The organism is Frankia sp. CeCAU1 (assembly GCF_977971845.1).
The window spans coordinates 22,801-44,958 of the sequence record NZ_CDWWXA010000006.1; the positions used below are offsets into that span (position 1 = coordinate 22,801).

The 22,158-nt window shown below is 68.5% G+C and carries 18 protein-coding genes; 15 read left to right on the forward strand and 3 right to left on the reverse strand.

Annotated features, from left to right (window positions below; all coding sequences use genetic code 11):
- Positions 1 to 141 precede the first annotated feature (141 nt).
- From AC08OO_RS02220 to AC08OO_RS02245, 6 genes are all read left to right on the forward strand, one after another.
- Entirely contained in the window at positions 142 to 1,098 is a 957-nt protein-coding gene (locus AC08OO_RS02220) for a glycosyltransferase family 2 protein (RefSeq protein WP_476618182.1), read from the forward strand.
- 186 nt (positions 1,099 to 1,284) lie between these two features.
- A complete protein-coding gene (locus AC08OO_RS02225; RefSeq protein WP_476606855.1) occupies positions 1,285 to 2,046 on the forward strand; it encodes a Wzz/FepE/Etk N-terminal domain-containing protein in 762 nt (253 codons plus the stop codon).
- Positions 2,047 to 2,080: 34 nt separating this feature from the next.
- A complete protein-coding gene (locus AC08OO_RS02230; RefSeq protein WP_476618183.1) occupies positions 2,081 to 3,517 on the forward strand; it encodes an O-antigen ligase family protein in 1,437 nt (478 codons plus the stop codon).
- A 104-nt stretch (positions 3,518 to 3,621) separates the two neighbouring features.
- Complete coding sequence (locus AC08OO_RS02235) at positions 3,622 to 5,115, forward strand: lipopolysaccharide biosynthesis protein (RefSeq protein WP_476616647.1); 1,494 nt, start codon at positions 3,622 to 3,624, stop codon at positions 5,113 to 5,115.
- A gap of 34 nt (positions 5,116 to 5,149) precedes the next feature.
- Positions 5,150 to 6,355: a glycosyltransferase gene (locus AC08OO_RS02240; protein ID WP_476608819.1), complete on the forward strand. Its 1,206-nt coding sequence runs from the start codon at positions 5,150 to 5,152 to the stop codon at positions 6,353 to 6,355.
- 145 nt (positions 6,356 to 6,500) lie between these two features.
- Positions 6,501 to 7,409 (forward strand): right-handed parallel beta-helix repeat-containing protein, encoded by a 909-nt coding sequence (locus AC08OO_RS02245; protein ID WP_476618184.1) that lies wholly within the window; start codon positions 6,501 to 6,503, stop codon positions 7,407 to 7,409.
- Between the two features lie 43 nt (positions 7,410 to 7,452).
- On the opposite strand, the gene AC08OO_RS02250 is transcribed toward AC08OO_RS02245, so the two are convergent.
- Complete coding sequence (locus AC08OO_RS02250; RefSeq protein WP_476608821.1) at positions 7,453 to 8,412, reverse strand: glycosyltransferase family 2 protein; 960 nt, start codon at positions 8,410 to 8,412, stop codon at positions 7,453 to 7,455.
- 759 nt (positions 8,413 to 9,171) lie between these two features.
- Here AC08OO_RS02250 and AC08OO_RS02255 point away from each other — a divergent pair.
- The 3 genes from AC08OO_RS02255 to AC08OO_RS02265 all read left to right on the forward strand — a co-directional run bounded on the left by AC08OO_RS02255 (position 9,172) and on the right by AC08OO_RS02265 (position 11,619).
- Positions 9,172 to 9,687: a glycosyltransferase gene (locus AC08OO_RS02255; protein WP_476608822.1), complete on the forward strand. Its 516-nt coding sequence runs from the start codon at positions 9,172 to 9,174 to the stop codon at positions 9,685 to 9,687.
- Between the two features lie 251 nt (positions 9,688 to 9,938).
- Positions 9,939 to 10,433, forward strand: coding sequence for a YdcF family protein (locus AC08OO_RS02260; protein ID WP_476618191.1), 495 nt, complete (start codon positions 9,939 to 9,941; stop codon positions 10,431 to 10,433).
- Positions 10,434 to 10,677: 244 nt separating this feature from the next.
- Positions 10,678 to 11,619, forward strand: a complete 942-nt coding sequence (locus tag AC08OO_RS02265) for a glycosyltransferase family 2 protein (RefSeq protein ID WP_476608824.1) — start codon at positions 10,678 to 10,680, stop codon at positions 11,617 to 11,619.
- Here AC08OO_RS02265 and AC08OO_RS02270 read toward each other — a convergent pair.
- Positions 11,616 to 13,148 carry a sugar transferase gene (locus tag AC08OO_RS02270; protein ID WP_476608825.1) on the reverse strand — a complete coding sequence of 511 codons (1,533 nt, stop codon included), beginning with the start codon at positions 13,146 to 13,148 and terminating at the stop codon, positions 11,616 to 11,618. The two genes, AC08OO_RS02265 and AC08OO_RS02270, sit on opposite strands and share 4 nt — an antisense overlap.
- Before the next feature lie 549 nt (positions 13,149 to 13,697).
- Between AC08OO_RS02270 and AC08OO_RS02275 the strand changes: the two genes are divergently transcribed.
- From AC08OO_RS02275 to AC08OO_RS02300, 6 genes are all read left to right on the forward strand, one after another.
- The gene (locus tag AC08OO_RS02275; RefSeq protein WP_476608826.1) at positions 13,698 to 14,525 is read left to right on the forward strand and encodes a glycosyltransferase family 2 protein; all 828 of its coding nucleotides are present in this window, start codon (positions 13,698 to 13,700) and stop codon (positions 14,523 to 14,525) included.
- Positions 14,525 to 16,321 (forward strand): glycosyltransferase, encoded by a 1,797-nt coding sequence (locus AC08OO_RS02280; protein WP_476608827.1) that lies wholly within the window; start codon positions 14,525 to 14,527, stop codon positions 16,319 to 16,321. Before AC08OO_RS02275 ends, AC08OO_RS02280 begins: the two co-directional genes overlap by 1 nt.
- Positions 16,318 to 17,718 (forward strand): glycosyltransferase family 2 protein, encoded by a 1,401-nt coding sequence (locus AC08OO_RS02285; RefSeq protein WP_476608828.1) that lies wholly within the window; start codon positions 16,318 to 16,320, stop codon positions 17,716 to 17,718. The genes AC08OO_RS02280 and AC08OO_RS02285 overlap by 4 nt, the downstream gene beginning before the upstream one ends.
- The gene (locus AC08OO_RS02290; protein WP_476608829.1) at positions 17,715 to 18,104 is read left to right on the forward strand and encodes a hypothetical protein; all 390 of its coding nucleotides are present in this window, start codon (positions 17,715 to 17,717) and stop codon (positions 18,102 to 18,104) included. The genes AC08OO_RS02285 and AC08OO_RS02290 overlap by 4 nt, the downstream gene beginning before the upstream one ends.
- The gene (locus AC08OO_RS02295) at positions 18,101 to 19,999 is read left to right on the forward strand and encodes a hypothetical protein (RefSeq protein WP_476608830.1); all 1,899 of its coding nucleotides are present in this window, start codon (positions 18,101 to 18,103) and stop codon (positions 19,997 to 19,999) included. Before AC08OO_RS02290 ends, AC08OO_RS02295 begins: the two co-directional genes overlap by 4 nt.
- Positions 20,000 to 20,177: 178 nt before the next feature.
- Positions 20,178 to 21,428 carry a lipopolysaccharide biosynthesis protein gene (locus AC08OO_RS02300; protein WP_476608831.1) on the forward strand — a complete coding sequence of 417 codons (1,251 nt, stop codon included), beginning with the start codon at positions 20,178 to 20,180 and terminating at the stop codon, positions 21,426 to 21,428.
- On the opposite strand, the gene AC08OO_RS02305 is transcribed toward AC08OO_RS02300, so the two are convergent.
- Positions 21,374 to 22,144, reverse strand: coding sequence for a class I SAM-dependent methyltransferase (locus AC08OO_RS02305; RefSeq protein ID WP_476608832.1), 771 nt, complete (start codon positions 22,142 to 22,144; stop codon positions 21,374 to 21,376). The genes AC08OO_RS02300 and AC08OO_RS02305 overlap by 55 nt on opposite strands.
- Positions 22,145 to 22,158: the final 14 nt, after the last annotated feature.

The window sequence follows — 22,158 nt, forward strand, 5'->3', positions numbered from 1 at the left end:
CAGGACGAGGCCCGGCTCAAGGGGCCTGATCGCCAGGCGGGGCGTGGTGTCGTGGGGCCTGGTGTTGTGGACCGTGGTGTCGTGGGGCCTGGTGTTGTGGGGCCTGGTGTTGTGGGGCCTGGTGTCGTGGACCGTGGTGTCGTGGGGCCCGGTGTCCCGTCACCCCACCCGGACGCCCGGCCGCTCGTGACGGTGGGACTACCCGTCTTCAACGGGGAGAACTTCCTGGCTCGGGCGCTGGAGTCGATCGTCGTGCAGGACTACCCGAATCTTCAGATCGTCGTCGCCGACAACGGCAGCACCGACCGAACCGAGCAGATCTGCCGGGAATTCGTCCGCCGGGATCCGCGGATCGAGTACCACCGGAGTCCGGTGAACCGCGGCGCGGCCTGGAACTACAACCGGATCGTCCACCTCGCCGCGGGAACCTACTTCAAGTGGGCCGCCCATGACGACCTCTGCGCCCCCGCATTCGTCAGCCGGTGCGTCGCGGCCCTGGCCGCCGCGTCGTCCGCCGCCGTCCTGGCCTACCCCAAAACGGCGCTCATCGACCTGAACGATACGGTGACCGGTGGCTTCGAGGATGGGATGAACCTGTGTGAGCCGACGCCGCACGAGCGTCTGCGACACTTCCTGTCGACCCGTACGGAATACCATCCGGTATTCGGCGTCATACGGGCAGAAGCGCTCCTGAAGACGGATCTCATCGGAAAGTACGTCGGTTCCGACGTGGTTCTCCTGGCGCAGCTCGCCCTGGACGGCCAGTTTGTCGAGGTGCCCGAACGCCTGTTTCTTAGGCGTTTCCACAAGAACACTTCGATGAATGCCAACCCGGGTGCTGCGGAACGCGCCATGTGGTTTGACCCGCACCGGCGGGTGCCGTCGCTGCCGATGGTGGAGAAGACCATCAGGATGGTTCACGTGATCCTGTCCCACGACCGGCTCGACCGGGCCGAGCGGGCTCGCTGCCTGGCGGTTCTGGGGCGGCAGTGGGCATTGCCCCATGCTCGGCACATGGGTGGCGAGGTACGCGCAGCATTCGGGACCCGAATCGGGACCCGAATCGCCGCGAAGTTCCCCTCCCAGCGGTCCAGGTAGCGCGGCGACACGCGGGTCGGCCTGCATATCGGCGCGGCGCAGGGCGACTACATTGAATCGGTCCAGGCTGATGATGGGATCGGTTCAGGAGCATGAATCCTTGGAGCCCCGAATGACAGAACCTTCCGGTCATGGTGCGGACCAGGCCTCGCCGTCGGCGTCGTCGGCTTACCGGGGGAGCCCGACATGGACATCGTGACGGCCGCCAGAACGGCGTTCCGCCGATGGTATGTCATGCTTCCGATCCTGCTCGCCACGGCGGCCGCAATCGGGATCACGATGTCTGTCGCCAAACCCGTCTACCAGACGAAGGCCATGGTCCTCGTGGTTGGCCCGTCGGTGGAGCAGAAGCTCGCCGCATCCTCCTCCGGTTCCGGGTTTATCCTGCAGCCCGTCAACCCGCTTTCCTACTTCGGCGATTCGCTCAAGTCGCTGGCTCTCACGGAATCGAAGATCATGGACTCTCGGCAGGTGCGGGAGGAGATCCGTTCGGCTGGATTCCATGGTGACTACGAGATCTCGGTGCAACCGGAGACGGTATTCCTCGACATAACGGCCACGGCCGCCGATCCCACCGAGGCCACTCGCACCCTGGATCAGGTGGTACGTGTGATCACCGCGAAGTCGAACGGCCTGCAGTCTGCTGTGCCGCCGGACCAGCGTTACCGGATAGCGCCGCTGTCCGAGCCGCCGCTGATGAGCGTGCGGCCCGCCCGCAGCCTCAAGCTGCTTGGCACCGTCGCGTTCCTCGGCGTAGCGGCGGCGCTGGGGCTGGCGCTTGCCGTCGACGCCGAGGTCGGGCGCCGGGCCCGGTCACGGGCGGAGCATTACGGTGCCGCCCGGGCGGGCGCCAGCCGCGGCCGGGGTCGGCGCGGACGGCACGCACTCCCCGAAGATTCCATGGCGGGCACTCGACGGGTCGCCTGGCGGTTCGAGGCGAACCGGTGAGAGGCGAACCGGTGATCAGCGGGCTGGTGGCCGGGTGACCGCCGGCTCTCTCGTCGGCCGGGCGGCCCCCGGCGCCGCCCGGCCGGTGCTCGCCGCGGTCGCGTTCGGATCCGCCACCGTAGCGGCGGCGATGGTGCTCGGGCCGGTCGGGCCGGCCGTGGTGCTGGCCGTCCCGGCCGTGGCGGTACCCCTGCTGGCGAGTCGGCGGGACGCGGTGACGCTGCTGACGTCGATGGTCTTCGTTCTCTTCGCCGTGCCGGCGACCTACCGGCTCCCCCCGTTGGGGAAGCTGACCGTGCCCGTCGGCCTCTGCTGTCTTGCCGGCTGGCTGGTTCACCAGGCCGCACGACGCGCCCGGTTCGACCCGGTGTTCCAGCCGGTGCGGGCCGCGACGCTGGTACTCATATGGGTTCTCACGCTCAGTTTCGCGATGATGTTCACCCGCGTGGTGGAAGCGACAGAGGTCAGCTCCGCTCATCGCAGTCTCGTGACGGTGGTGGCACAGGCCGGGGTGACGCTGTTGGCCGCCGATGCGATCCGGTGCCGGACCCGGCTGGACAGTCTGCTGCGCCGGGTGGTGCTGGGCGCCACCTTCATGGCCGCCATCGGCGGGATCGAGTTTCTGACCGGTCGTAACTACAGCGCCGTCCTGGTCCCCCCGGGACTGTCGCTCAGTCCGGACGTCGATCGCATTGACGTCCGGTCCGGCTTCGAGCGGGTCGCCGCGACGGCCGTGCATCCGATCGAGTTCGGGGTTGTCCTGGCCGTGGTGTTGCCGTTGGCCCTGCACTACGCCATTGCCGCCCGCGGGTGGGCACGGGTCGGTGCCTGGGCCCAGGTCACCGTCATCGGGGCCGTCCTGCCGATGAGCGTCTCGCGAAGCACCGCCGTGAGCCTCGCCGTGGCGATCCTGACCCTGACGGCGATCTGGCCGGTTCGCCGCCGCCTCAACGGCCTGCTGGCGCTGGCCGGGTCCGTCCTCGTCCTGCACACGGTGTTTCCCGGTCTGATCGAGGCGACCGTCTCGCTGTTCCTGCGGGCCGACGCGGACCCCAGTGTGACCGGCCGCACCGAGGACTATGCCCCGGTCTGGAAGTTGTTCACGCAAAGGCCGCTCCTCGGCCGTGGGCTGGGCACGTTCACCCCCCACCAGTACTTCTACCTTGACAATCAGCTACTCGGCTCGGTGCTGGAGACCGGAGTCGTCGGGACAACCGTGCTGCTGGTCTGGGTCGCCGTCGGTCTCTCGGTGGCCCGTGGGGCGCGGCGGCGGGCCCAGGAACAGCGTGACCGGGAACTCGGCCAGGCGTTGACGGCCTCGATCCTCGCCGGGGTCGCCAGCTTCCTCACCTTCGACGCCCTGAGCTTCTCGTTGCTCGCCGGCCTGCTGTTCCTGCTCATCGGCTGCGCCGGAGCACTCTGGCGGATGACCGCCGCACCGGCGGTCCTGGCCCCCGGGGGGCAGCGGTGAGCCAGCCACCGGCCGTGACCCGGTCGGCCGTGACCCGGTCGGCCGCCCCGTCGGGGGCGAGGGAGGCCGTGGCGGAACCGTCGCCGCCCCGTCGGGTGCCGTCGATGGCCAGCGGCGCCCGGTGGATGTCGGTGAACCAGGTTGTCGTGCAGGTCACCCGCCTGCTGGTCCAGGTCGTCCTGGCGCACCTGCTCGAACCGCGGGCGTTCGGTCTCATGACGATGGCGCTGGTCATCGTGATGTTCCTCGAAATTCTGCGGGGTTTCGGGACCGGCATGGCGGTCGTCCAACGAGACAAGATCAGCGAGCGGCTGCTCAGCAGCGTCTTTTTCCTCAACATCGGGCTTGGTCTGGTCATCTCGGGCCTGCTGGCGCTGCTGGCGCCCGGCCTGGCCAGCCTGTACGGCGACTCGGCGCTGACGCCCGTGCTCCAGGTTCTGGGCCTCGGCCTGCTGCTCGCCAGCCTCGGTGACCTGCAGCAGTGGCTGCTCCGCCGGGAGATGAAGTTCGGTGCCGTCGCCGCGGCGAACATCATCGGGACGGCGGCCAACGCGGCCTGCTCGATCGTGCTCGCTCTGCTGGGCTACCAGGTGTGGTCACTGGTCATCGGCTATCTGGTCGGATTCGGGGTCACCACCCTCGTCGCGTGGCTGCAGTCGCCGTGGCGTCCCAGAGCTTCGTTCAGCCCCGCCGAGGTCAGGTCCGTGCTGCGTTTCAGCGCCAACCTGAGCGGGTTCAGCGTCTTCAACTTCTTTCTGCTGCACGGCGACAAGGTGATTGTCGGGCATTTCCTCGGAGCCCAGCAGTTGGGCTACTATGGCCTGGCGCAGCGGGTGCTCATGTATCCGGTGAGCACTGTTTCCACGGCGTTTCAGGAAGTCATGTTCGCCGGTCTTTCCCGGCTCCAGAACGATCACTCCGCGATCCGCCGGGTCTATTTCCGGTCATGCGCGGTCGCCGCTCTGGTCTGTTTTCCGGTCATGGCTGGACTCACTGTCGTCGCGCGCGACGTCGTCCTGGTCGTGCTCGGCGCGCGCTGGGAACGGCTGGTGCCGCTCATCTGGCTGCTCGCCCCGATCGGCGGCATCCAGTCGGTGAGTTTCAGCGTCGGGGTCCTCTACAACGTGAAGGGAAGAACCGACCTGCTGCTGCGCTGGGGAATCTTCTCCGGCCTGCTGATGCTCGGCAGCTACTTCGCCGGCCTGCCGTGGGGAATCAACGGGGTCGCGGCGGCGTACGCCATCGTGATCGTCCTCCTGCTGCCGCCCGGCTTCGCGATTCCCTTCAGCCTGGTGGACGCGAAGCCGCGCGAGCTGGTCACCGCGGTCTGGCCGCACGTCGTGGCGACCGCGGGGACCGTCGCCGTGATGGCCGCCGTCCAGTGGCTCACCCACGGGTTCCGGCTCGCCCGCCCGGTGTGCCTGTTGGCGAGCGTGCTGGCCGGTGCCGCGGCCTACGTCGTGATCACGTGGAGGCAACGTCCACCCGCGTTGGCGGACCTACTGCAGTGCGTCCGGCGCGCGAGCGCCGGCTCGGGGCAGCCTGCTCCGGCGTCGTCGCGCAGAGACGGCGCGCTGGGCCCGACGGCTCACGGGTGAACCCGATGGCTCAACGGTGAAGGAGTTCACTCTTATGAAAGACGCCCCCACGGCGGATCAGCGGGACGTGGTGCTGGCCCTGCCGATCGAGACGCTCCAGGACATGGCGATCAGGGCGTACATGCGTCCTCCCGATCGTCTACTGCTAACCCTGCTGCGATCGTCCCGGGTCCGGCGCGTGGTGGTGGCCGAGCCGTTCCGGAGCCATCTCGGTACGGTGCTGCGGGGTGGCCGGAGCACCGTCCTGCCACCGTCCGGTGGCGTTGAGGGGCATCTGGTGTCGCCGCAGCGGTGGCGCCGCAAGGACCCGGTGACGCTGCCGTCGCTGCGGGCGGCCTATCGGCGGTATGACAGGAGGCTCGGCCGGGCTGCGGCCCGAGCCGGCTGTAAACGACCCGTCGTGATCACCATGTATCCGCCGCTGGCGGGCTTTGCCGACATGTCCTGGGCCGGCTCGGTCATGTACTACGCCCGGGACGACTGGGCAACCTATCCACCGCTACGGCGGTGGCATCCGGCCTTCCGGCATGCCTACGAGGAGATCCGGCGCCGGCGGCTGCCGGTCATCGCGGTGTCCAGGCCGCTGCTGGAACGCCTCCATCCCACCGGTGCCGGGCCGACCGGTGCCGGGCTGGTCGTGCACAACGGTGTCGATCCGGCCGAGTGGCTGCGCCCGCCGTCCCCGCCGGACTGGCTCCGGCGCCTCCCGCGGCCGTGGTGCGTGTACGCGGGCACCGTCGACACTCGCCTCGATCTGGACATGATTCGCCGCCTGGCGTCGGCCGGCACCGTGATTCTGGCCGGCCCCATCCCGGACGAGGCCTCCGTCCGGTTGCTGCGGTTGCTGCGGTCGGTGCGGTTGCCTGGGCATCTGCCCCGGCCTGCCGTGACCGGTCTGATCGCCGCGGCCGACGTGTGCCTGCTCACCCACCGGAGCACTCCGTTGACCGAGGCCATGGACCCCATCAAGATCTACGAATATCTGGCGGCCGGACGTCCCGTCCTCGCCACGGACCTCGCCCCGGTTCGGGGCATCGGGCGGCGGGTCCGGCTGCTGCGCCCGGGGGACGATCCGGTGGCGGCGATGAACGAGGTCCTGACCTGGCCGGCCGTCACGGAGGCTGACCGGCTGGATTTCGTCGCGGACAACAGCTGGTCCGCTCGGCACGTCGCCTTCCTGGACTTCGTCCTTGGCCCGGCCGCACCGGCCGAATCCCGTCTTCTGGCGGCGCGGGCGTAGACCGGCTGGCAGGCCTCGCTCGGGTCTGCGGACCCGCGAAAAGAGCCGGTACGGCGCGGCCCCCGGCTCAGTGGGATATCCCTGGAAGGATTCGATGGCTCGCGCTGAGTTGACCAATCGACACCGGTATGTCCTGATTGGATCCGTGGCGGTGCTTGCGGTGCTGGTGGCGGGCGGTGGGCTGCTGGTCGCCCTTCGCTCGAGAGGCGGGCCCACGCGAACGGCGGGCACACCGGCCCCCGCCACTGTCCCGGCCGGGGTTTCACCGGATGGCGGTGCCTCGGGCCGCGGCCTACCAGGGGACGACCAGGCCGCGGCCCGAGGCTGCGACCGCAAGCCGGACGCCTCGAACACCGGCCCCGCACCCGGATCCCGGTTCCAGCCGATGCCCGCCGGGAAACTGGCCACTCCCGGACAGGTACTGGAGAACAAGGAGTTCTCCGGACTCATCGACATCTACGCCGACAACGTGACGATAAGAAACTCGATCGTCCACGATGGCATCCGCGTGCGCGGAAGCCATGTGCTGATCGATCACGTGGCGACAAGTGGGATTGCGATCAGCGGTGGCACCGGTCACGTCATCCAGTACAGCAATCTTTCCGGTGGCGACGACGGATTCCACATCTCGTCCACGCTCGAACCGGTTTCCGGCGTCATCATCCGCCATAACTACGTCCACGACCGAAGGCCGCCGAAAGGGGCCCATACCGACGGCATCCAGGTCCGCGGCGTCCGGAAACTGAGTGTGGTGTGCAACAACATCGACCTCTCCCCGTACGACAAGACCCAGACAGCCGTCGTCTTTCTGGAGTGGGCGAACGGAGGTAACCGTGACGTGGTCGTCGACCACAATTGGTTGAACGCCGGCGGAACGACGCTCGTGGTCGCCGCCAAGAATCTCCGCGTGACGGACAACCGTTTCGGCCGCGGCTTCCGCTGGAATGTCTGCCGGCTGGGCAACGACGATGCCGGTAGGAGCACTTTCTTCAGTGCCGGGAACGTCTGGGCGGACAACGGCCGGCCGGTGGTCCTGTGCGGCCAGAGCCGATGACCTGTGTGGCCGGACCCGATGAGTGGCCGGACCCGAAGTAAGGTCAGGGACACGACGTCGACGTCGACGGTGCCGGGCTGCCCCCGCGGCTGCTGCCGTCACGCTCCCACGTGCCGAGGTCCCCGCGACGAACCTTCCGGCGGGCGAGCACCTTCGCCACGGTGGAGACCGCGAGGTACGCCGGCGTCGCGCCGAGCAGGCGGGGCTCGGCGCGGACCACCCTGAGCCAGTCCACGGACCCGCCGACGATGCCACGACCATCCTTCGTGGAACCGCCCGCGGGCGCCAGCCCGAGGGCGCGCAGTTGGGCGTTGCCGGCGAAAACCCGGCTCTTTTGTCGAACGAGGTCGCGTGCGGTCCGGGCCGGATGTACGACGAAACAGGTGCCGTCGACCGTGGATCGCTCATCCGGTGCGAACCGGTGATAGAGGAAGAAGTCATCCGCGATTGCGTCCGGGAAACGATCGAAACAGGCCCGGCCCTGCTCGCTCACTCCGATGACCCCACCGATTCGGCCGTTGCGCACATAGGGCAGCCGCAGCCAGATGCGGTAGTAGTCGCGTACTACACGGCTCGTGCCGGCAAGACGGATTGTCAGGCGCGGTGATGCGGCCAGCGCCGGGCCGGTCCGCAGCACGTCGGCCACCCGTAGCAGGTCGGCGCCGGACACCTCCAGGTCGGCGTCCACATAGAATCGCGGGAAGGTGGTGACCTCGGCGTCGCCAAGGTTCAGCGCGGCCGCCTTGCCGGCCTTCGCGGTCTCCACGCAGCGGACACCTCGGTCGCGGACCCGACGGGCGGTCTCGTCGGAGCAGCCGTTGGCGACCACGACGATCTCCAGGTTCTCGGGGGCGGCGCCGTCGGCGAGCCGGTCGAGGCAGCGGCCAATCACGGCTGCCTCGTTACAGGCCGGAATGACGACGCTTGCGCGCGCATGCTTATAGTGCGCCGGGGTGGCGGGGGTTTTTCCGCTCACCCGGTCGGCGCGATCTGACTGTTGCATGACAAAATCCACGGTCTGATCACCCCAGGCCGGCGCCGGCCCGCGCGACGCAGTCGTATTCAGGTAGGCGGGCGGCACACACGGTAGACCATCGTGACCGGACCGGGCGCGTGCGTGGGGACCCGACGACACTTCCCGTGGTGACGCCCGGCGCTGGCGATGAGAACTCTCGTGAATTACCAGAACTTAGGTGGACTAATGGTCGAATGTAATCTTGCGCTTCACTACAGCGGCGGCCTTGACGCGAACAAGTGGCGAGAGCGTCACGGTCGCGGCGAGGTTCCGGACGCTCTTCCGTATGGGTTCGACCGGTTGGCGCGCTATTCAGTGAAAGTCTCCCCGGTTAGCTTGCGGGTATCCCGGGACGCGTTCTTCGTTCGTGGTCCGCGTATTTTCGGCGGCTATGAGTGGGTGGAGACCGCGGCCTCCCGCCGAACGGTCCGCGGCTCGGACGTCGTCTTGTGCTGGGACGAGCGGGTCGGGGTCCCGGCGGCGCTGATGGCGGGAACGCGAAACCATCCCCCCGTCGTGACCGGCGTGATCTGGCTGGCCGATGTCGCCGGTCGACGGCCCGGCTCGCTGAAGATCGCCCGTTGTGCCCTGCGAAGGTCCAGCCGGATATTTACGCTTTCCACCGCCCAGATTCCGCCGCTCCGAACGCAGCTGGGCATTTCTGAAAGACGTTTCTCGCACATCCTGTTCGGGGTCGACTCCACATTTTTCCGGGCCTCTGTCAACCCTCCGAAGAAAGGGCTTGTAGTGAGTGTCGGAAATGATCGGCACCGCGACTTCGAAACGTTGATCCGCGGCCTGGCCCAGGGGCGGAGCAGGCTGGCGGAGCTGAGGCTGGCGGAGCTGAGACTCGAGCTGGTGACAGCCCGAAACGTGGCCGTGCCACCGTGGCTCGGCCGGCGTCGGAACCGTCTTACTCTTCCCGAGGTGAGCGATCTGTACAGGGCCGCGTCGATGGTGGTCGTCTGCCTCCGGCCCAATCTTCACGTGAGCGGCGTAACCGTCGTGCTGGAGGCGATGGCCAGTGGTCGTCCCGTCGTGGTGACCGATACCCCCGGCATCCGGGACTACGTCGATCACGGCCGTACCGGGATTCTCGTTCCGCCCTACGACACCGATGCGCTCGCTGAAGCGGTCGTGCATCTGGTGCTCGACCCGGACCGGGCGGCCGCGCTCGGTGCGGCCGCCCGCCTGGACGTGGAGCATCGCCTGAACACGGAAGCTCAGGCCGGCCGGTTCGCGACTTTGTTGAGAGAGCTCTAGCCCGGCCCGGAAAACGGAGAACCCGTGGTCAGGAGAAATACCGACAGATGGGCGTTCGGGACCGGCCGGGGTCCTCGGGCACCGACGATTTCCTCGGTCGTGGTCGGACACCGGCATGTTTGAATGACGGTGTGGTTTCCGCTGCGTCGTCACCGCCGGCCGGTGAGCGGGGGTCATCCGGTCCCCCGCCGGGGGCGGGCCGGGCTGCGCGCCACCGGCGGGGACGAGCGGGGCGACGCCGGCTCATCGTGATGCTGTTCGCGGTGTTCCTGGCAGGTTTCACCGCGCTTACCCTTCGGCTGTTCGTATTCCCCGCCGCCGACGTGCCCGTCCAGGCGGACGCCATCGTCATGTTGGCGGGTCCGGGGGACAGAACCGGCAAGGCGATCGAGTTGGCCCGTACCGGTTACGCTCCCGTCCTCGTGATATCCACCCCAGGGACTCGGGGGTGCTCGGCCCACGAGGCACCGAAGGCGGAGGTGATCTGCTTTTCTCCGCACCCGGTGACCACGCGGGGCGAGGCGCGGGCCGCCGCTGAGCTCGCCGCCCGACATGGCTGGACCAGGATCCTCTTCGTCACCGGCCGCGCGCAGGACACCCGCGCCCGCATCCGTATCAGCCGCTGCTTCCACGGTGATCTGCGGGTCACTGTGGTCGGTCCGCGTCGCCTCCGGGAATGGCCTTATGCGATCGCCTACGAGTGGGGTGCCCTCGCCAAGGCGCTGATCTGGCAGCGAAGCTGCTGACCCCGAGGAGCAGACCAGGAGACCGGGTGGGAATACTGGCCCACGTTGCGAGGATCCGGAATGCGCCAGAAACGCCCGCCGGCCTGCGGTCGGAGAACCAACCGAACGACAAGCCGTCGTCTAGGGTGAGGCAGGAACTGGCGGCCGGGGCCAGTCGGCACGATTCGCGTTACGGCCGATGGCCGGAGCACCACTGCCGGCACAGATTACCTGGGTCACGGATTACCTGGGTCTGGAGAGGGAAATGGGCGTCGACGTCTCGATCCTGATCGTCTCGTACAACACCGGCGCCATGACGGCGGCATGCCTGGAGTCCTGTGCGGCCGCGTCCGACGGCCTCGCGACCGAGATGATCGTCCTGGATAACGCCTCCACGGACGACTCCGTCTCGATCATCCGTGATCGGTTTCCCAGCGTGAACCTGATCGAGCAGAGGACGAACCTCGGCTTCGGTCGGGCGGTCAACCTCGCGGCCTCCCACGCGAAGGGGGAGTACCTGCTTCTCCTCAACCCCGACACGGTGGTGCTCCCCGGCGCGGTCGCGAACCTGCTGGACTTTGCGCGGGCCAACCCTAGGCACGGCATCTACGGCGGTCGCACCCTCGGTCCAGACCACACTGTCGACCCCAGGTCGTGCTGGGCTGTTCCGACCGTCTGGAGCCATGTGTGCTTCGGCCTCGGACTGTCCACCGCCTTCCGGCGTTCGGCCCTGTTCGATCCCGAATCGATGGGACCGTGGCCTCGCGACACGGTTCGGACCGTGGGGGTGGTGACGGGCTGCCTGCTGCTCATCCCACGCGCGCTGTTCGAGCAGCTCGGTGGCTTCGACTCCCGTTTCTTCATGTACGGCGAGGACGTCGACCTGTCGATCCGGGCCCGCCGGGCTGGCCTGGATCCCGTGATCACACCCGCCGCGGTCGTGGTTCACCATGGCGGTGCGTCCTCCGCCGGATGGGCGGACAAGCACGTGCTGGTGATGACGGGCAAGGTGACATTGGCGCGGACCCATTGGACCGGGTGGCGCCGGACGGTGTGTCTGGCGATGCTGGTCCTCGGGGTGGCGCTGCGGGCGGCCCTCGCCACGGTAATCGGCCGGCCGGCCGGCGCCGGGAGCGGCGGCTGGCGCGTCGTATGGACCCGGCGGGCCGACTGGCGGGCCGGCTATCCGCCCCTTCCGCCAGCCTAGAATGCGCCGGACCGCCGCAGCACGGCGCTAACAGTCCGGGCGATGATGGCGAGGTCGAGCGTGATCGACCAGTTCTCTACGTAGTAGAGGTCGAGTCGCACCCCGTCCCGCCAGGGCAGTTCTGAACGCCCATTCACCTGCCACAGTCCGGTCAGGCCGGGCTTGACCTTGAATCGACGGTGGACGGAGTCGTGATATTGAGCGACCTCTGCCGGCAGCGGCGGCCGCGGCCCCACCAGCGACATCTCGCCGCGGAGGACGTTGACGAGTTGCGGCAGCTCGTCGATCGACAGGTGCCGTAGCGTTCGTCCGACCCGAGTGACGCGGGGGTCGTCGCGAATTTTGAAAAGAGGCCCGTCGGCCTCGTTGCGCTCCTCCAGCGCTGCCCGGCGCCGTTCGGCATCCACGTACATCGTCCGGAACTTGATGATCTGGAACTCGCGGCCGTCCTTACCCACCCGGGTCTGGCGAAACCATGCCGGTCCGGTGCTGTCAACCCGGATGGTCAACGCGACGAGAAGCAGCAGCGGGGACAGGGTAACGAGGGCCACGGCGGCAAGGACCCGGTCGAAGATGTCTTTGGCCACCTTTCGCCAACCGGTATAGACCGGGCTCTCCACGTGTAGCAGGGGGAGACCGGCGATCGGCCGCAGGGATACCCGCGGCCCGGCGATTCCGGCCATGCTCGACGCGATGACAAGATCGACATCGGTCCCCTCGAGGTCCCAGGCGATCCGCTTGGCGGCTTCGATGTTGACCGCCGCGGACGAGGCGACCACCACCGTGTCGGCCATGGCGCGGGCGACGGCGGACCGCAGCGCCGGCAGGGCACCGAGGACGGGAAAGGGAGAATAATCGGCCGAGTAGTCGTCCTGCCGGGGTAGACATGCGCCGACGATCTCGAATCCGGCTGCGGGTTCATATCGGAGCTCGCTGACGAGTTCGGCCACCGTGCCACGGTCACCGACGACGACGACCCGGTGGCGGGCACGGCCGGCCCGCCGAGCCGCCACCAGCCGTCGGCGGGCGAGCATCCGACCGGTAATCAGCAGCAGTAGCCCCAGCGGCAGGACCACCAGACAGAACCCGCGAGCGACTTCTGCGCGCAGGACGTAGGAGAGGATCGCCGTCGTGCCCCACAGCCGGAATGTCGCGACGCTGATCCGCCGGTATTCCTCGGTTCCGATGCCCAGATATTTCGTCTGATAGGTGTCGGCGGCGCCGAGCATGGCGAGCCAGCCCAGCCCGATACCTATCGCGACGGAAAGATATGACGCCCCGTGGACGGTTGGGTTCGCATTCATGCCGAACCGGAGGAGATAGGAACAGGTAAGCGCGACCGTGATTGCCGTGGCATCGATGATGAAGATTCTGACGGTCAGCCTGATCTTCCACTCCGGCGGCCCGGCTGCCGGCGGCTCTGGTTGCCGTTGTCGCGGAATAGCCGGGACGGTCGTGTCCCGGGGCGTGGCCGCCACCGACGAGAGCACCGCGGGGTCCTCGTCCCGCCCTCCGGTCGAGTCAGGCACCTCGGGCCTTCGTCGTGCGGTGTCCCCGGCCTTGGCCATATCGGTTGTTCTCCGCTCCATCGGATGGCAGTGGGTGTTCATAGTTGCTGCTGGATTGGACCTGGAACGATCCTGCTTCCGTAGCCAGCGAAGGTGAGCCAGTCGGTGAGCAGCCCCAGCGACCCGCCGGTCGTGGCGAACGTACGCACCTCAGTGGTCGCGCGTCCAGAACCCCGTCTGGACACCTCGTCTGAACGTGTATCGCCGCCGCGACCGTGTCCCGGTGAACGCATCCGCTGGCCATGCCCCGACCGGCCGAGGAAACGGTTGAGCCGCCGGTTGCGTGCCATCCGCCGCCGGCGATGAGGAAATATCCCGACCCCCGTCGGCGACACGCCAGCATCCCGGGTTTCCAGAGCTATCAACATCCATTATCTAGAGTCACGGCGCGTGACGAGCGCGTGGTCGGAAGCTCGGCAGGACGAAATTCCACCGTGGTCCACCGACTATCCAGGTCTGTCCAGGGGGGCGTCCTTGTCTGGTTCGGGTGATTCGCCATCGGTAAGCGTGGTGATTCCGGCGCTCAACGAGGCGCGGAATCTGCGGGAAGTATTCGGCCGACTTCCGGTGGACGCCGAAATAATCCTGGTGGACGGGAACTCCACCGATGACACCGTCCGACTGGCCCGCGAGCTACGCCCCGACGTGGTCGTCGTCCGCCAGACCCGATACGGCAAGGGCAACGCCATAGCCTGCGGCTTTGCCGTGGCATCGGGGGACATCGTGGTCACGCTCGACGCCGACGGCTCGGCCGACCCGGCCGAGATACCCTCCTTCGTCGCGGCCCTCTTCCAGGGCGCCGACTTCGTCAAGGGAACCCGATTCGCCCACCGTGGCGGCAGCAAAGACATCACCCTGCTGCGTACTCTTGGAAATCTCTTCTTCTGTCATCTGGTCAACCTGCTCTTCCACCGCCGGTTCACCGACCTGTGTTACGGCTACAACGCATTCTGGCGAGATTGTCTGCCGATGCTCGGGCTGATGCCGGGAGAAACCGACGGCATCCGGCGGCATGGCGACGGCTTCGAGATCGAAACCTTGATCACCCTCCGCGCGACCAAGGCCTGCCTGCGGGTCACCGAGGTCGGCAGCTTTGAGCACAAGCGCCTTCACGGCGCGAGCAACCTGAATGCGGGCCGGGATGGTATGCGCGTCCTGCGGACCATCCTCGTCGAATGGTCGGAAAACCTTACCGCCCGGTCACGAAACCGCGCCAGGTGGGACGGCATGCTGCTCAGCCGTCCCGGTCAACCGGTATCGACCATCGTCAGCCAGCGACGTCCGGGTGACCTTCCCCATGGCCGGCGCAGGACAACCGGCGCGACGGAATACGCGTGATGACCCCCCCGGCCGGCACGCGGCTCTCGGTGGTCATCTGTGCCTATACCGAACGGCGCCGGCACGATCTGCAGCGCGCGGTGACCAGCATCGCCGAACAGACCAGGAAGGCCGACCAGCTGATCCTCGTCATCGACCACAATGACCGGTTGCGCCGGTGGGCCGAGGCTGCGTACCCCGGTGCCACCGTGATCCCCAACACCGGCCGCCGTGGCCTGTCCGGTGCCCGCAACTGCGGCGTCGGGGCCGCCACCGGCGACGTGGTCGCCTTCCTGGACGACGACGCCCACGCCGAGCCGGACTGGCTGGCCCAGTTGGCCGCCCACTACACCGACCCCCGGGTCGCCGGGGTCGGAGGTGCCGCCACGCCGGTGTGGCCGCACCGCCGACCCCACTGGTTCCCCCCCGAGTTCGACTGGGTGGTCGGATGCAGCTACGTCGGGCTGCCGACCGACACGGCTGCGGTCCGTAACCCGATCGGAGCGGGGATGTCGTTCCGGCGGGCCGTGTTCGATCGCGTCGGCGGGTTCACCGAGGGGCTTGGGCGGGTCGGCACCACACCGCTGGGCTGCGAGGAAACCGAGTTCGGTATCCGCCTTCAGGCGATCCTCCCGGATGCTGTCGTCCGCTACGAGCCACGGGCACGGGTCTGGCACCAGGTAACCGGCGACCGGGCCTCCCTGCGGTACTTCCTGGCACGCTGCCATGCCGAAGGCCTGTCCAAGGCCGCGGTAGCCGACCGGGCCGGGGCGGACGCGGCGCTCGCCACCGAACGGCAGTACCTGAGGCGGACGCTGCCCCGAGCACTGGCTCGTGACCGCCACAGCCTAAGCACCTGGCCGCGAGCCGGGGCCGTGCTGGTCGGCACCGGGTCCACGGCCGTCGGCTACGCACGCGGCCGGCTACGCCTCGCCGCCTGCCGGCGTGACACGCCACGTCAGCCGATCCCGTCGGAGGTAGCTGTGATCCCGATTCTGCTGTACCACTCGGTGACCGATTATCCGGTGGCGAGCTATCGACGTTGGACGGTCGATACCGCAACCTTTGTCCGCCATCTCACCCTCATTGCCGGTTCCGGCCGGGTACCGCTGACGGTGTCCGAGTATGTCGAACGGAGGCGGCACCAGACCCTGCCTCCGCGACCGGTCCTCATCACCTTCGACGACGGATTCGCCGACAACCTGGCCGCCGCTCGTGAGGTCGTCGCGCACGGGCTCACCGCGACCTGCTACGTCGTCACCGACTGGATCGGCCAGGTCGGCATGCTGCGCGGCGCCGACCTGCGGACCCTGGCCGGCCTCGGGGTCGAGATCGGTGGTCACAGCCACACCCATCCCCGGCTCGACGAGCTTCGCCCCGACGAGGCGCGCCGGGAGATCAGCGACTGCAACGCCCGGTTGACCGCTGCGATCGGCGCACCGGTGGGCTCCTTCGCCTACCCCCACGGCAATTACGACCATGCCGTTCGGCGGCTCGTCGGGCAGGCCGGCTTCACGTCCGCCTGCGGGGTGCGCAACATGATGTCGCACGGCGCCGACGACCCGTTCGCCCTTGCCCGACTGACCGTGACGGTCGACACCCCGGACCGGCAGATCAGGGCGTGGCTGGACGGGGCCGGCCGCGCGGCCCCCGCTCGGGAGTTGCTGCGTACGCGGGGCAGCCGGCTCTCCCGTCGAACGAGGGCTCGGCTCCTCGGCCCGCGGCTACCCTACCGACCAATCGTCACCGATCTGCCCGTACCAGCCGATCTGCCCGTACCAGCCGTCCCGGCGGCGTTCGGGGAGGTGCGGCCGTGACCACCACGCCGCCGGCCATGATGCTGCCGGGCGACGGTCCGATCGCGCTGCACGAGGTAGAACTGTCCGCGCCGCTTCCGGTGCTCACCGGTGACGGGCCGGCACAGGTGCTGGTCCGGCTGCACGGCCGTCCCCTGGGGGTGGTCGCGGCGACGCTGTCCCCGGCCGGCCTGCGCCCGGACCAGCTCGCCGGCCGGGTCATGGACAGACTCGGGCCGGACGTGGCCGCCCACCTGACCGCGGACGGGCTCGCGGTTCCCGAAACGGTCCCGATCGACGGAGTTGTGACGTCAGACGTCTGCCGGCCGGTGCTCCCCGCCGGGCTCGCCGGGACCGTCGTCGTGACAAGCTGCGTCGCCTCCCCCTCGCTGGTGGCCACGCTCGCGGGAATCCTGGCGCAGTCCGTGCCAGCGCAGGAAATCATTGTGGTCGACAACCGGCCGCGCACGAGCGGCATCCGCGAACAGCTCAGTCGGATGGCCGGCGAGGTGCGCTACGTCGCCGAGCCAGAGAGGGGGCTTTCCCGGGCCCGCAACGCCGGACTGGCCGCCGCGACCACACCGGTGGTCGTCTTCACCGACGACGACGTCGAGGTCGACCCGCGCTGGTTGGAGTTCCTCCTGTCCGGGTTCGCCGCCGGCTCGGGTGTCGTCGACGAGACGGTGGGGTGCGTCACCGGGCTGATCCGGCCACTGGAGCTCTCAACCCCGGCGCAGGTGTGGTTCGAGCAGTTCGGCGGCTTCGGCAAGGGCTTCGTCGGACGCCGGTTCGACCGCACCGAAAATCGATCAGGCGACCTGCTCTATCCCTATACCGCGGGCGTGTTCGGCAGCGGCGCGAACAGCGCTTTCCGGACTGATACGCTGCGTCAGCTTGGTGGTTTCGACGAATTTCTCGGCACAGGCACCGCGGCCCGCGGTGGCGAGGATCTCGACATCTTCCTGTCCGTGGTGCGCAGTGGCCACGTCCTGGTCTACGAGCCGGCCGCGCTGATCCGCCACCTGCACAAGCGGACCACTGTCGAACTGCGGCGCCAGATGTACGACTACGGGGCCGGCCTCGGGGCGATGGTCACCAAACGCATCGCGACTCAACCCGCCGAACGCCTCCAGATCGCCCGTCTCGTCCCCGGCGGCCTGCATCGTCTTCTCCACCCACGCAGCAGCAAGAACGCCGGCAAATCCCGTGACTATCCCCGGTCCCTGACCTTGATCGAGTTGGTCGGTGTGGCCCGAGGGCCGGTCGGCTATGCCGCCAGCCGGGCCCTCGCCCGGCGCCGGCAGCGCGATCTTCCTCATGACCACGCACCGACTCCCGGTGCTCTCCCCGCCCCCTTTCCCAGGGCGCCCATCCCCGAACCGCGGATCTCCACCGTGACCACTGGAGCGCAACCATGAGCAGCGTGTACGCCCGCCGAACAACGCAGGCGGCGCTCGTGGCGGTAACCGTGGTGCTCGCCTTTCTTGTGGTCTGCCGAACAGATTCTCCGGTACGGGTCCTGCTCGCCGTCCCCGCCGCCTTCCTCCTTCCCGGGGCCGCCGTGCTGGCCAGGCTCCCGGTCGACGGGACGGCGGCATGGATCGGGCTTGCCGTCGCCATCAGCCTTGCCGTCGACGTCCTGACCAGCATGCTCATGGTCTGGTCGGGATGGTGGCACCCAGCCGTGGTGCAGTCCGTCGTGGGACTTGCCTGCTGCGCGGTCCTCATCCACAGCCTGCGCGCGGAGCTGCGCGCGGAGCTGCGCGCCCAGCCGCGCGCTGACGGGAAGGTGCGAGGGCGTTGACCGGCAGACCGCTGCTTCCGCCGGAGATACCGGATCCCCGGCTCGGCCAGAACGCGGCTTCCCAGCCCCACGCCGCGGCTGCCCGGGCCCGTCTGCGCTCGGTCCGTCAAAGACGGCCCGAGGACCCCGGAATCCGGCGGCCGGCGCGGTTGTCAGGCCCCTTCGCGACGGGCCTTCGCTGGCTGTTTCCGCTGGCGGTCGGCATCACCCTCTGGGGGCTGTCACTGCGGTGGATCCACGTCGAGAACCTCACCGACTACGGTCTCCCGCCGGCACTGCCCATCGCCTGGTACGTCGGCCTGGGCGTGCTCCTGCTCGGCGCTGTCGGCGCCGTCGGGCGGGCCCGCTTCCAGCCGTTCATCGCGGCGGCCTACCTGCTTGCCTGCATTCTCGTGCTCTACGGCACCCTTCCGCTCATCCTGGACGTTCCGCACTACCCCTGGGTGTACAAGCACATCGGCGTGGTCCGCTATATCGAGCAGCATGGCGGCGTTGACATCGACATCGACATCTACCACCGATGGCCCGGCTTCTTCGCCGGTACCGCGGTCTTCGGCTCGCTCGCCGGCCGACCCAACCCGATCGCCTTCGCAGCCTGGACCGAGGTCTTCTTCACCGGCATCGACGCCCTTCTCGTCTGGGCGGCCACCAGGACGCTGCTTCGCGAGCCACGGATCGCTGCGGGCGCGGCACTGGTCTTCGTCGTGACGAACTGGGTCGGGCAGGACTATTTCGCCCCCCAGGCCCTCAGCCGGACGCTGGCCCTCGCCCTGTACCTGGTGCTCCTGCGGCAACTCCGCACCGGCGCGCCGAGGGCCATCCTCCGGCGGACCGTGCGGTCCGCCGGAGTCCACAGCAGAAGGCCGCCGCTGCGCTTCGCCGCCCCGCCAGGCCCAACCTGGCCGCTGCCGGTGGCGGTCGGCGTTGTGCTGCTCCTGGACGGGGCGGTGGTGGTCAGCCACCAGCTGACCCCGTACCTGCTCCTCCTCGGAGTCGGTGCGCTGACCGCGGCCGGGCTTGTGCGGCCGCGGTGGGTGGTGGTCGCCATGGCCGGTCTGACGATCGCCTATCTGATCCCGCACTTCTCCTATGTTCAGGATCATTTCGGGGTTTTCAGCAGTCCCGACCCGTTCGCGAACGCCCGGTCAGAGGAGCCGCCGCTTCCTTCGTCGGGGAAGCTGGCCAAAACCACCGGACTGATCCTGACCGGCACGGTCTGGGCGCTGGCCGGAGTCGGCGGGCTGCGCCGGCTGCACCGCGGTGACGGCCGGGTGCTCCCGCTCATCCTGCTGAGCATCGCACCGGGCGTCATCCTGTTCGGGCAGAGCTACGGCGGTGAAAGCATCCTGCGGGCGATTCTGTTCTCCCTGCCCTGGTGTGCGCCGTTGGTGTGCTGCGCCGTCGTGCCGGTGACCGGGCGGTGGCGACGGCGGCACGTCCTGGCGGGCTGCGGCGGGATTCTCCTCCTCGCCACGCTCTTCATGCCCGCCTTCTTCGGGAAGACGGAACTGAATCTCATGAACGCCGACGAGGTCCAGGCCGGTGATTATCTGTACGCGCACGCCCGGCCCGGGTCGGTGGCCGTGCTGACCGGGGCCACCTTCCCGAGCCGCTACGGGGCTCGATATCCCGAGGTGGACGATGTCCTGATCACCGACACCCTCGGCGAGCGCGCAATCAGGCCATCGACGGTGAATGCCGTGGCCGACTTCATCGGAACGTACCCGGGACGGGGTTACCTCGTTTTCTCGACGGCACAGGAGGTGTATGACCGTGTATACCGGACGGCGACCGCCGGTGCGCTGCGGGCGGTGGAGACGGCCGTCCGCTCCTCGCCGCGGTTCCGCCTCTGGTACGCGACCCGGAACACCCGTATCTACGAACTCGCCGGATAGCACCTGGACCCTGCCGCGGCCCCGTTCGCCGCGGACGCTGCCGCTATCGGCGAACGGGGCCGCCGGCCAGAGCGGTGCCCAGAGCGGTGCCCAGAGCGGTGCCCAGAGCGGTGCCCAGAGCGGTGCCCAGAGCGGTGCCCAGAGCGGTGCGCTGTACCGCAACGGCATGGCGCTGGCGATGAGCGGCGGCCTCTCGTCGTTGGTGGGCAGCCTCTACTGGGTGCTGGCCGCCCGGCAGGCCGACCGGCCATCGGTCGGCGAGGCCACCGCCCTCATTTCGGCCCTCACCGGTCTGTCCTACCTGTGCCAGCTGGGCCTGGGGGGCGCATTGACCGCGTTCCTGCCGCAGGCGGGGGGCCAGGCGCGCCGCCTGGTCGTCGGCGCCTACGCCGGCGCGGCAGGCCTCAGCCTGCTGGTCGGTTTGAGTTTTGCCTTGCTGGCCGCCCGGGTGAGCCCGGCTCTCGCCGTTCTCCAGCCACCCCGGATCGCCCTCTTCTTCGCCATCTCGGTGGCGATCTGGTCGCTGTTCGTACTGCAGGACAACGTCTTCACCGGCCTGCGGAAGGCGGTCGTCGTACCGATCGAGAACACCGCTTACAGCGTCGTCAAGCTCATTCTGCTCGTCACCTTCGGTGGCGGGGTGAGCGGACTGGCATTGTTCACCTCCTGGGTGATGCCCGCGGCGGTAGCCGTCATACCGGCGTCGGTCATGCTGCTGGTGTGGCTGCGACCCGCCGGACGCGCGCCAAGCCCACCCGGGCTGGCCGCGGACTTCCGAAAATACCTGGCCGGCGACTCGCTGGCGGAGCTGGTGTCCCAGCTCAGCACGACGCTCCTGCCGATGATTGTCATCGCCCGGATCGGGGCGACGGAAGGGGCCGCGTTCGGAATCAGTTGGTTGATCATATGCACGGTCGACGAAATCCCCTGGAGCCTCGGGACCTCGCTCACGGTCGAAAGCGCGCAGCCCGGCGCCGACTCTCGCCGCCTCCAACGGGCTATGCTGCGCCGCATTCTCCCGATTGTTATCGGAATCGTCCTCGCCCTCATCGTCGCCGCGCCGCTCGTACTGGCTCTCTTCGGCCCCTCCTACCGGGCCGACGCGACCACCGTGCTTCGACTGCTGCTGTTGGGCTCGGTCGCCCGCACAGTCGTCATCCTGGAACTGTGCACGGCCCGCGCGCAGCGGAGGGCCGGGTGGCTCGTGTGTATCGAGGCGCTGCTGGCGGTGCTGGTGCTGCCCAGCCTCTGGCTGCTGGGTGGGCGCCTGGGACTGGCGGGGGTCGGCCTGGCCTGGTTCGGATCACAGACCGCGACCGCGTGCGTGGTGCTCGCCGCGGGTCGAACCGGCGATGACCAGGTCGACTCGCCACCCTACCGCGGCTTCTCCGCCCGCCCACAGGTCAGCACCGGAAAGCGCGCGTCCTGAACATCGAGATCCTTGCGACTGACATCGCCGACCGCCAGACCCAACAACGCCGAGACACCGGCCAGGACGTTTCCGAAACCCTCCACCGTGGCCTCGATCCCGACTCGGGCGAGTTCGGCGCGAAGACCCGGCGGCGTCCAGCGCCACTTGTCGTCGGCCCCGTCGTCCACGTCAATACGTCCCAGCGCCGGAACCGAGATCAACAGGACGCCGTTCGGTCGAAGAGACCGCCACAGATTCTCCAGACAGCAGCCCGGAGAGGTGTACTGAAGGACCTGAGTGAGAATCACACAGTCGAACTCGGCGGCGGGCAGACTGTCCGCGACATCGAGGTCGACATGAAGATCGGCATGATGGTTCGTCTTATCCCGGTCGACGATCGTAGTCCGACCCGGAGTTCCGAACCGCGAGCTGTATTCCGCGTTTTTGACCTCCAGTACATGCCCCCGGATATCGTTGGCATGCCGACTGATCCACTGTTCGATATAGTGCCGGTCGACCGGCAGCCCGCGGTCCCATCCGTAACGGTCGCTGAACGGTCTGACCCGTTTCATGTTCCCCCACGACACCCGGCGCCCAGGCGCGTTCCGCAGCGTCCAGTACGCCATCTGCCGCACCACTTGCGGCGATCGCCGGTAGTAGCCGAGAGCCCACTCCGGCGGGAATCTCTCCCGCTCGACCGCCGGGTTCCCAGCCCTGGGCCTGTCACGTTGCATCACGTCACGCGTCA

Excerpts from the sequence above, each read along its gene's own strand:
- AC08OO_RS02225 (WP_476606855.1), top strand. The coding sequence starts at position 1,285 with ATGGACATCGTGACGGCCGCCAGAACGGCGTTCCGCCGATGGTATGTC.
- AC08OO_RS02235 (WP_476616647.1), top strand. The coding sequence starts at position 3,622 with ATGGCCAGCGGCGCCCGGTGGATGTCGGTGAACCAGGTTGTCGTGCAG.
- AC08OO_RS02240 (WP_476608819.1), top strand. The coding sequence starts at position 5,150 with ATGAAAGACGCCCCCACGGCGGATCAGCGGGACGTGGTGCTGGCCCTG.
- AC08OO_RS02250 (WP_476608821.1), bottom strand. The coding sequence starts at position 8,412 with ATGCAACAGTCAGATCGCGCCGACCGGGTGAGCGGAAAAACCCCCGCC.
- AC08OO_RS02260 (WP_476618191.1), top strand. The coding sequence starts at position 9,939 with ATGCTGTTCGCGGTGTTCCTGGCAGGTTTCACCGCGCTTACCCTTCGG.
- AC08OO_RS02265 (WP_476608824.1), top strand. The coding sequence starts at position 10,678 with ATGGGCGTCGACGTCTCGATCCTGATCGTCTCGTACAACACCGGCGCC.
- AC08OO_RS02280 (WP_476608827.1), top strand. The coding sequence starts at position 14,525 with ATGACCCCCCCGGCCGGCACGCGGCTCTCGGTGGTCATCTGTGCCTAT.
- AC08OO_RS02290 (WP_476608829.1), top strand. The coding sequence starts at position 17,715 with ATGAGCAGCGTGTACGCCCGCCGAACAACGCAGGCGGCGCTCGTGGCG.
- AC08OO_RS02300 (WP_476608831.1), top strand. The coding sequence starts at position 20,178 with ATGAGCGGCGGCCTCTCGTCGTTGGTGGGCAGCCTCTACTGGGTGCTG.
- AC08OO_RS02305 (WP_476608832.1), bottom strand. The coding sequence starts at position 22,144 with ATGCAACGTGACAGGCCCAGGGCTGGGAACCCGGCGGTCGAGCGGGAG.